We start from the raw sequence: 9829 nt of genomic DNA, 5'->3' as shown, positions 1-9829 counted from the left end.
CGCTCGTAGCTCGAGCCGCTCTCCGGCGTGGGCACGGCCTCCACCACGTAGACGGGGCCGTCCCTCACCTCGAGGAGCTTGTGGGTGTAGTCCTCTTGGTCGATGCCGGTGATGTCCTCGTAGGCGAAGTCGGAGCCGAAGAAGGAGTCGCCCTGCTGCCCGCCGGCTATGCGGCGCACCCGGTCGAGCGCCGGGAGGTAGACGAGCTTCTCCTCGCTGCCGTCGGCGGCCGTGAGGGTGAGGAAGCCCGAGCCCTTGATGTCGGCCGGGGCCGTGAACTTGATGATGCGCTTGGTGGTGCCCTCGCTCCAGGTCTGCATCTCGCGCGAGAGCGTCTGGCCACCGGCCGTGGTGATGGTCATGGTGAGGGTGGCCTGGCTGGTGGCCGGCTCGGGCCGGGCGTCGACGGCAGCTATGAGCGCGTCGGCGTCCGGGTACTTCTGCGCGAAGGCGAGGCCGAAGGCGGCCAGGGCGAGGGCCGCCACGAGGGCGGAGAGGCGGCGTGTGGCGTCAGGCTTCTTCATGCATGAGCTCCTTGGGGAGGTGGAGGCGAGTGTGAGGGTCGCGGAGGAACTTGAGGCTCGCGGCCGGCAGCAGGGTGAGGGTGGCCACGCCCACGAGGCCGACGGTGAGGAGCATGAGCCGGCCCAGGGTGGCCACGGGGACGAAGTTGGCGAAAGCCAGCGCGCCGAAGCCGGCGCCCAGGGTGAGGGCCGTGAAGAGGATCTGGCGACCCGTGCTGTGAAGCGTGTGCACCACGGCCGCCTCGGGATCCTTGCCGTGGCGGCGCTCCTCCATGTAGCGGACTGTCAGGTGGATGGCGTAGTCGCCCACCCCGATGGCGAGGGCGCCCATCAGCATGGTGGCCAGGTTCAGCGGCAGGCCGAGCCAGCCGAGGAGCCCGTACTGCAGCGCCACGGTGGAGAGCAGCACGATGATGGTCACGGCGGCGGCGCGGAAGGAGCGCACGAAGCTGTCGATGAACAGCACCAGGGCGATGGCGAGGGTGAGGCTGATGACGAAGTCGTGGCGCATGGCCTGTTCGATCTCGCGCTCGAGCAGCGGGTTGCCGGTCAGCTGGACGGTGGCGAGCTTGCCGAAGTGCTCGCCCGCCAGGCGCGTCATCTCGCTCGTGACCTCGGCCACGCGCTCGGTCGACATCGATCTCGCCACGAAGCTGATGACGCCCTGCTGGTAGTCGAGCGTCATGAACCGGGTCAGGTCGGAGACGTCGCCCGACGACTGGTACAGGAGGAGCTCCTGCGCCACGGCCTCGCGGCTCGTCGGCAGGCCCTCCTCGCCCGTGAGGGTGAGGTGGAGGGCGCGCACCACGTTGGCGATCGACTGTCCCGGGCCCATGCCCGCCAGGCTCGAGACGTCGGCCTGGTACGCCTCCATGGCCGTGAGCAGGGCGGGGTCGGTGAGGTCGCCCTTCAGCCACACGGTGATGGTGGAGGAGCCGCCCAGCACCTCCTCGACGGTGGCGACGCTCGTGCGGGTAGCGCCCCCCTCGGGGAAGAAGGCCAGGATGGAGGTGTCGGTCACGATGCGCGGCAGGCCCAGCACCCCGGCCAGCACGATGACGAGCGCGGTGACGAGCACGGCGCGGGGCCTTCGGGTGGTGAGCCGACCGAGGCGCCGGAGCAGCTTGAGGAGGCCGCCCGGGTTCTCGGGGTCGTCGACGCGCTTGGGCGGTGGCAGCACGTTGAGGAGCGCGGGCAGCAGCACCATGCTGGCGAGCAGCGAAGCGAGGACGCCCAAGAGCGCCACCAGCCCGAGGCCGCGCACCATCTGCAGGCTCGACAGCATGAACGTGCTCATGGCGGCGGAGATGGCGACGCCCGACACGATGACGCCCAGGCCGGTCTCGCCCAGCATGCGGTCGATGGCCACGCGCTTCTCGGCGCCGTGGGCCAGCTCGAAGTAGTAGCGCCCCAGCATGTTGATGATGAACGAGCTGGCCACGGCCATGACGGCTATTGGACCGATGACGGTGAGCGCCATGAGCTTGCCGCCGAGCAGTTGGAAGAGGCCCATGCCCCACACGACGCCCAGCAGGATCTGCGCCAGCGGCAGGAGCGTGCCCTGCAGCGTGCGGAAGTTGAGGAAGAGCATGAACAGGATGGCGGCGAGGGCGAGGCCGCCGAGCACGGGCAGGTCGCGGCCGATGATCGCCTGCAGCTCCATGCTCGTGAACGCCTGGCCGGCCAGCGAGAACTCGCCCTCCCACTCGGCCTTGACGGTCTTGACCACGCTCTTGGCGAAGGCGTTGGCGTCGAGGTCCTCCGCCATCTCGATGATGAAGCTGGCGTGCTTGCCGTCGGCGCTCACGAGCGTGACGTTCCGGTACATGGGGGAGGTGGCGAGGTAGTCGCGGACGGCGGCGAGTTCCTCGGGGCTCGGGTCCGTGCCGGGGGCGCGCCTCGGCAGGAGGTCGTCGACGATGAGGAAGCCGTCGTCGTCGATCATGCGCTTGGCCGTCGCCACCGACGTCACGTTCTCCACGCCCGGCAGGCGCTGAAGCGCGGCCGTGAGCGCGGTGACGCGGGTCATGGTGGGGCCCGTGTAGATGTCGCCGCTGGCCACGAGCAGGAGGCGGTCGTGGTGCTGGAAGGTGGCCTGCAGCTCCTTGGCGAGGGCGTCTACCTTGGAGTCGTCGGGGTAGAGCGACTGGGTGGCGTTGTCGGTCTCGATGCGGGTGGCGCTGATGGCTAGGGCCACCGTGATGGCCAGGAAGATGGCGATGACGGCGCGGCTGTGCTCGAGGGCGAAGCGGGCGATGCGACTCATGCGGTGGGGGGGTCTCCGTTCCGTGGCCGAGTCTGAATGACTAAGCACTTACTCAATTCTTTGGCGAAGGCTTTGCGCTGGGTCGGCTGCTACCTCCTTCGGCCGCTCGGGGAGGGTCTCGGTCAGGCCTCGGTGGACGGCTCGCCGCGCGTGGCCGCCGCGCCGGGCGCGAGGGCGCCCCGGAACCAGGCGTCCAGCATCTCGCCGGTGAAGCGCGAGGCGCGCGTCCGCCACTCCGCGGGCGTTAGGGCGCGGTTGGTGAGGAAGAACATCATCAGAGACGAGAAGAACATCGTGGCGCTGGTCTCGACCGGCAGGTCGGCGCGCAGCTCGCCCGCCCGCACCCGCGAGCGGAGGTAGCTCGAGAGAGCGCCCGCCAACTGCTCGACCACGCCCCTGAACGCCCCGCCCAGCTCGCCGCTCGTCTGCGACTCGATCAGGAGCATGGTCACGATGTCGGACTGGCTCTGCATCATCTCCACCCAACCGAGCACGATGCTGCCGAGCACCTCGCGCGCCGGCAGCTCCTCCAGGCCCGCCAGGAGCCCCAACGCCTCGTTCAGGAACCCCATGCGTTGGCGGGCCACGGCCAGGAGCAGCTCGGCCTTGGTGGGGAAGTAGTGGAAGATGAGGCCTTCGGTCACCCCCACCTCCTGAGCGATCTGCTTGGTGGAGGTGCCGGCGTAGCCGTGCTGCGCGAACAGGTTGAGGGCGGCGTCCATGATCTGCAGGCGCCGCGCCTCCGCCTGCTCGCGGCGGCTCGGTTTCCGGGTTGTGGTCGGGCTGGGCACCTGGCGCCTCCTGCTATTGAGTGACCACTCAATGACCGTCAGCCTAGTCGCTCGGGTGCGCGGTGTCAAGGCTGGAGTCGGCGCGGCCGCGCACGGCCGCTAGGTCAAGCGCCCCCGGCCAACCGATCAGGAGGAATCAAGATGTATCATGATGCAGGCCGTGGTCAGACAGGAGGCGTGTCTATGGCAAGCGTGAGCCGGGAGAAGTTCGCCACACAGGTGGACACGCAGATCCTCAGCGATATCCGGGCCCTCGCGCGCAGCGAGGGCAGGCAGATCCAAGCACTGGTCGACGAGGCGCTCGCCGACCTGCTCGAGAAGCGGCGGCAGGAGAAGCCTCGTGCGCACGTCATGGCCGCCTATCAGGTGAGCCACGAGAAGTTCGCGGCGCTCTACAAGAAGCTGGCTGAATGACCGAGTACCTCACGGTCGCCGAGGTCCTGGCGATACATGAGGATCAGGTTCAGCGTTACGGGGGCGAGAGCGGCGTTCGCGACCTGGGTTCGCTCGAAGCCGCTCTGTTCCGCCCACAGACCGGCTACTACCCAACCGTGATCGAGGAAGCCGCCGCGCTCTGGGAGAGCTTGGCGCAGAACCACCCCTTCGTGGACGGGAACAAGCGGACCGCCTTCGCGGCCACCTACACGTTCTTGGCCATCAACGGCCAGCGGATCACGGCTTCGGCCGGAGCCACGTACGACTTCATCCACCAACTGTACGAGCGTGGGGCGTTCCGATTCGACCGGCTCGTCCGCTGGCTGTCAGCCAACACCGAACAGTTCTGAGCGACGGGCAGCCTCCCTGCTTGCTCCACGCCGGCGCGGCGTTGACGCTCCCAGGTGACGGCAGTACCATGACCCCCAGCAACCAAGAGTGATGAGCGGTCACGGAGGGGAGGCGCCTGGTTGAAGGCGTTCTTGAGGGTTGCCGGGTTCATCGACGCGTTCAACGGCGCCATCGCGGTCGTCATGCAGTGGCTCACGTTGGTGATGGTGCTCCTCGGCGCCTATAACGTCATCACGCGCTACGTGGGGCGCGCCATCGGGGTCTCGCTCGGCGGCAGCGTCTACACGGTGCTGCAGACGTACGCCTTCGACCTGGTGTTCCTGCTCGCCGCCGGCTGGGTGCTGCGCACGGAGGGGCACGTGCGGGTCGACATCGTCTACTCGCGCCTGCGGGAACGCGGCAAGGCGTGGGTCGACCTGCTCGGCACCGTCTTCTTCCTCTTCCCGTTCTGCTTCATGGGGTTCACGCTGAGCCTGCCGTACGTGCGGCGCTCCTGGCAGCACCTCGAGGTCAACGTCAACGCCGGCAACCTGCCCATATACGTGATGAAGACGGTCATCCCGATTGCCTTCGCGCTGTTGGCGTTGCAGGGCGTGAGCCAGGTCATCAGGCTGGTGGCGAAGTTGCGCGGGGTGGCGCCCACCGAACCGCCGGCCGGTAGGGCGGGCACGCCGTCAGGCGGCGCGGGCGAGGCTCCGTCCACCGGAACGGCCGGGGCGGCCTGAGTGGAGTACCTCGCCTTCTACATGTTCGGCGCGGCCGTGGTGCTGCTCCTCATCGGCTACCCGGTGGCGTTCAGCCTGGGCGGCACCGCCGTGCTGTTCACGCTCATCGGCTCCGACTTCCTCCCCGGCCTGGGCTTGGACCTGCCGTGGGAGCCTCTGTTCCGCGTGGCGCGGCTCAACATCATGCCGCAACGCATCTACGGCACCATCATGGAGAACTACACGCTCGTGGCGGTGCCGTTCTTCGTGTTCATGGGCGTCATGCTGGAACGCTCCGGCCTGGCAGAGGAGCTCCTCGAGACGATGGGCATCCTCTTCGGGCGGCTGCGGGGCGGCCTCGCCATCTCCGTCGTGGTGGTGGGCGCCCTCCTGGCGGCCTCCACCGGCGTGGTGGGCGCCTCCGTCGTCACCATGGGCATCCTCGCGCTGCCCGTCATGCTCAAGTACGACTACAGCAAGCCGCTGTCGGCGGGCGTGATCGCCGCCTCCGGCACGCTCGGGCAGATCATCCCGCCCTCCATCGTCCTCGTCATCCTGGGCGACCAGATGGGGATAAGCGTGGGTCAGCTCTTCCTCGGTTCGTTCGTCCCGGGCTTCATGCTGGCCGGACTGTTCGTCGCGTGGGTCGCCTTCACCGCCTGGGTCAAGCCGCACGAGGCGCCGGCGCTGCCCCTCGAGGCGCGGCAGATGCCCGCCAAGGTGCTGGCCGTCAAGATCGTGCGCAGCCTCGTGCCACCCCTCTTCCTCATCCTGCTCGTCCTCGGCTCGATCTTCTTCGGCATCGCCACCCCCACGGAGGCAGGCGCGGCGGGCGCCATCGGCGCCATGCTCCTCGCGCTCGTGAACGGCCGCCTCAACCTCAAGAACCTGGTCGACACCATGCGCCAGACCACCCAGCTCACCAGCATGGTGTTCATCATCCTGGTGGGCGCCACCGCCTTCAGCATGGTGTTCACGGCCCTGCGCGGCGACACCCTCGTCGATCAGTTCCTCGTCAACCTGCCGGGCGGGAAGTGGGGCTTCCTGTTCTTCACCATGCTCACCATCTTCGTGCTCGGCTTCTTCATCGACTTCATCGAGATCACCTTCATCGTCGTGCCGTTCATCACGCCCATCGCGGCACACTTCTTCGGGCAGGACATGCTGCTCTGGTTCGGCGTCGTCATCGCCATGAACCTGCAGAGCTCGTTCCTCACCCCGCCGTTCGGCTTCGCGCTCTTCTACCTGAAGGGGGTGGCGCCGCCGCAGATCAAGACGGAGCACATCTACCGCGGCATCATCCCGTTCGTGCTCATCCAGATCGTGGCGCTACTGCTGCTCGTGGCTTTCCCCGGGATCGTGCAGTGGTTGCCTTCGATCTCTAACGCGCAGTAGGCCAGGCCGTACTCACCCCGGGTGCGCCAGGCGCGACGCGGATGACCGGGTCGGGTGAGGTCGCCAGCGCGAGGCGGCGGACCTCGGCTAGCCGCCCGCATCGTCCAGGAGGTGGTAGCTTCTCCCGTGGGGGGCGTAGGGGAGAGGTCTGGGATGATCGACAACCGTTCTTGGGGGCAGTTGGTCGCTTGCCGACAGCAGGATCTGGAGCGCGCGTTGGGGACCGCACGATGATCCCGCGCACGCGACATATCGAGAGCTCGACGACGAGCGTTGTCGCCCCGAACCTGCTGGAGCGGGTTGGGGTCAGGCCGCCTTATCTCGCACTGACTGACATCGACATGGCGGGCCTTGGGCTGCGGGCGACCGCCGCGGCCGAATCGCCGAGCTACTCGGAGCTCGGCCCCATGCCCGCGGCCGAGCTTGGCAGACACGCCGCCATCGTCGGCCTGTTGACCGCGGCGGCTCGGCAGGGTGACGATCGCCGCCGTTACTACTTGGCGCGCCGCGCCGAGTGTCGTTACGTACCCAACGACGCGCCCTACGGTGCGCCGGTTCGCTTCAACGGGCGCGTCCTCGACCTCGATAAGCGCGGTGCCAGGGCGGCGATAACCGCCACTGCCAACGGTGCGCCGCTCGCCTCGTTCGAGGTCGACTACGCGGTGCTCACCGACTCGGCGTTCGAGCGGCTCTTCCGCACCAGGGGCAAGCCCACGCCGAGGGCCCCAAGCCCATACGGCTCGCTGCTCACGGCTAGTTGGCACGGCACCATGGACATGGCCGAGCAAGTCGTCGAGTCGCTGCCGGTCGGCGCTTGCGTGGGTCACTTCGACGGCTACCCGGCGTTGCCCGTTGCCGTGCTCATGGGGCAGCTCTCGTACCTGGCGGGGTGCCTTCACGGCGTGCCCTACCGCGTGGTGCGCGGCGAGGTCGAGGCCAGTGACCTCGTCTGGGCCGGTGAACGGGCCGTGTTCCGCGTGGCGCGTGACGGTGACGGCGCTACCCAGGAGACGCTCGGCTCGCGCCGTTACCGCTGTGAGGCGTGGGCTGGTGATCGCTCGGTGGCGGCTATGTCTCTGTGGCTCGAATCAGTTGACTAAGGTCTTGGTCACGGCCTGCGTCTGGTTCGGAGCTAGCTGGAGGAACGGGCGCACGTCGGGCGCCTTCTCCGGTCTCGAGAAGAGGTAACCCTGCCCGAGGTGGCAGCCGAGGTCGCGCAGTACTTGGTGCTGCGCTTCGGTCTCTATGCCCTCCGCCACGATCTGGAGATCCAGGTGCTTGGCGACGTGAGTTATCGCCTCGACCAGGGCCAGTGCGAACTGTGGTGCTTGTAACGGTGAGCCGAGGTCCTTGATGAAGCTGCGGTCGATCTTGACGGTGTCGATGGGTAGGTCGCGGAGGTAGGCGAAGGAGGAGTAGCCGGTGCCGAAGTCGTCGATGGCGATGCGCACGCCCAGTCGCTGTAGGCGCTTGAGCGTCTCGACGACGTGGTCGACCCCGTGCATGACGATGCCTTCGGTCAGTTCAAGCTCGAGCAGTTCGGGCAGCAGTGCGTGGTCCTCGAGGGCCGCTTCGACGGTGCGGTAGAAGCCAGGATGGGCGAACTGCATGGCCGAGACGTTGACCGAGACGACCACCCCGTGGCCGGAGAGCGCCTCCCAGGCTTTCGACTGGCGGCAGGCTTCACGCAACACCCACTCGCCCAGGGAGACGATGAGCCCGCTGCGTTCGGCGATCGGGATGAACTCGTTGGGGCCAACGTGACCCCACTTGGGGTGGTGCCAACGCGCCAACGCCTCGACTCTCACCATCGTGCCGGTGTTGAGGTCGTGGATGCCTTGGTAGACCAGGGACAGTTGCTTGTTGTCGCTGCTCAGCGCCGTGCGCAGTTCGCCTTCGAGGTTGCGTTGGCGTTCGACTTGCGCGTCGGAGTCGTCGCGGTAGCGTTGGACGCCGTTCTTGCCGGAGCGCTTGACGCGGTACATGGCCGAGTCTGCGTGGCGTAGCAGCGTGGGGCCGTCGGAGGCGTCGTCCGGGTAGAGGCAGATGCCGATGCTGGCACTGACGTGGTGCGACATGCCCTGCAACTCGAACGGCGTCACCAACGCGGCCTGGAGCTTCCTGGCGTTGAACATGGCGGCGTTCGCGCTCTCCACGTCGTCGAGCACGATGACGAACTCGTCGCCGCTCATGCGCGCCATGATGTGGGCCTGGTCGAGTTCTTGCCGCAAACGTCCAGCTACGGACGTCAGTAGCTCGTCGCCCGCCTCATGGCCGAGGGTGTCGTTGACGACCTTGAAGCCGTCTACGTCGAGATAGAGGACCGCCACGCGGCTGTTGTTGGCGGTGGCCTTCTCGAGCAGCTTGCCGAGTTCCTTGTCGAGCTGAACGCGGTTGGCGAGGCCCGTCAACGCGTCCCGGTAGGCGTGTCTCTCGGCCTCCTCCATGCGTGCCCTGGTGAGCGTCTGCTGCTCCTTGCGGCGGATGAAAGCCGATGTGAGCGCCAGGAACACCGTGTTGGCGAGGTTGAGTTCGATGAGGGTGTAGACGACGCCCCAGTTGGTGGTGCCGGTCAGCAGACCAGGCAGGGCGTAGACGAGGCCCAGCAGCAGCATGCCCGCCGTGAACACCCGCACGATGGTTCGGCTGAGCCGGGCCTCGGTCAAGATGAACGACAACAGGTAGACGACGGGGATCCAGAAGAGGGTCTCCGTGAACTGCGCGTGCAACCCCGTCTCGCTCGGCGAGAAGAACAGCAGCCAACCGAGCTTCGCGAAGAAGAACGTGCTCGCGCCGCCGATGATCGCCAGCACGACGAAGGCCAGGGTTCGCGGCACGAAGGCAAGCACGGCTTCGAGGGCCAGGAGCAGGAACCCCATCAGCGGGTAGACGATCATGTCGAACGTGGTCGCCTGTCCGCTGGGTTGCTCGAGCGCCCAGCCGACGAAGAAGGCCAGGGCGCCGAACGGTATGAAGACGAGCAGCGTCTTGCGCCACTCCTGGTTGTAGCGAGGGCCGGTAGGTTCGGCGAGCTGGTTGGCGCGTTGGCTCACCGTTGTCACGAGTGAACAGTAGCCGCCGGCGCATGACGGGAACCTTACGTGAAGCGATGTTGTGCCATGCTGCTTCACTGACGCGGGCATCGCTGCAGGCAGGGCCAACCCAAAGCCGATCGGTCGGGCCTCGGCAGTCTGCGTAAGGAGAGGCTCCGAGCAAGCTTGCGGATGTAAGAACGGCTCAACTGCCTTCGTAATATTCGTACAGTAGACCCTGTAAAAAGTGTACACTTGGCTGTGGCCGGCTACATTCCTCGCGTGGTAGACCTTGAGCTTGACAGCTTGCTGGCCGATGCTCCTGCGCTAG

The 9829-nt window shown here is 67.2% G+C and carries 9 protein-coding genes; 5 read left to right on the top strand and 4 right to left on the bottom strand.

Annotation, left to right across the window (positions count from 1 at the left end; translation table 11 throughout):
• From H3C53_12780 to H3C53_12770, 3 genes are all read right to left on the bottom strand, one after another.
• Positions 1-524, bottom strand: a 524-nt coding sequence (locus tag H3C53_12780) for an outer membrane lipoprotein-sorting protein (GenBank protein MBW7917539.1), incomplete at its 3' end; no start/stop codon positions are given.
• Entirely contained in the window at positions 511-2790 is a 2280-nt protein-coding gene (locus tag H3C53_12775) for an MMPL family transporter (GenBank protein ID MBW7917538.1), read from the bottom strand. The genes H3C53_12780 and H3C53_12775, both read right to left, overlap by 14 nt.
• Before the next feature lie 122 nt (positions 2791-2912).
• Positions 2913-3581, bottom strand: coding sequence for a TetR/AcrR family transcriptional regulator (locus H3C53_12770; GenBank protein ID MBW7917537.1), 669 nt, complete (start codon positions 3579-3581; stop codon positions 2913-2915).
• Between the two features lie 183 nt (positions 3582-3764).
• Here H3C53_12770 and H3C53_12765 point away from each other — a divergent pair, with 183 nt between their 5' ends.
• The 5 genes from H3C53_12765 (at position 3765) to H3C53_12745 (ending at position 7566) form a co-directional block, all read left to right on the top strand.
• A complete protein-coding gene (locus H3C53_12765) occupies positions 3765-3995 on the top strand; it encodes a hypothetical protein (GenBank protein MBW7917536.1) in 231 nt (76 codons plus the stop codon).
• Positions 3992-4366, top strand: a complete 375-nt coding sequence (locus H3C53_12760) for a type II toxin-antitoxin system death-on-curing family toxin (protein ID MBW7917535.1) — start codon at positions 3992-3994, stop codon at positions 4364-4366. The genes H3C53_12765 and H3C53_12760 overlap by 4 nt, the downstream gene beginning before the upstream one ends.
• Before the next feature lie 120 nt (positions 4367-4486).
• Entirely contained in the window at positions 4487-5092 is a 606-nt protein-coding gene (locus tag H3C53_12755) for a TRAP transporter small permease subunit (GenBank protein ID MBW7917534.1), read from the top strand.
• 21 nt (positions 5093-5113) lie between these two features.
• On the top strand, positions 5114-6466 hold the full coding sequence (locus tag H3C53_12750) for a TRAP transporter large permease subunit (GenBank protein ID MBW7917533.1): 1353 nt from the start codon (positions 5114-5116) through the stop codon (positions 6464-6466).
• Positions 6467-6696: 230 nt separating this feature from the next.
• Positions 6697-7566 carry a hypothetical protein gene (locus H3C53_12745; GenBank protein MBW7917532.1) on the top strand — a complete coding sequence of 290 codons (870 nt, stop codon included), beginning with the start codon at positions 6697-6699 and terminating at the stop codon, positions 7564-7566.
• On the opposite strand, the gene H3C53_12740 is transcribed toward H3C53_12745, so the two are convergent.
• Positions 7555-9528, bottom strand: a complete 1974-nt coding sequence (locus H3C53_12740) for an EAL domain-containing protein (GenBank protein MBW7917531.1) — start codon at positions 9526-9528, stop codon at positions 7555-7557. The genes H3C53_12745 and H3C53_12740 overlap by 12 nt on opposite strands.
• Positions 9529-9829: the final 301 nt, after the last annotated feature.

The organism is Trueperaceae bacterium (genome assembly GCA_019454765.1).
Taxonomy (GTDB): Bacteria; Deinococcota; Deinococci; order Deinococcales; family Trueperaceae; genus JAAYYF01.
This window is presented reverse-complemented; position numbering and strand designations above follow the sequence as displayed.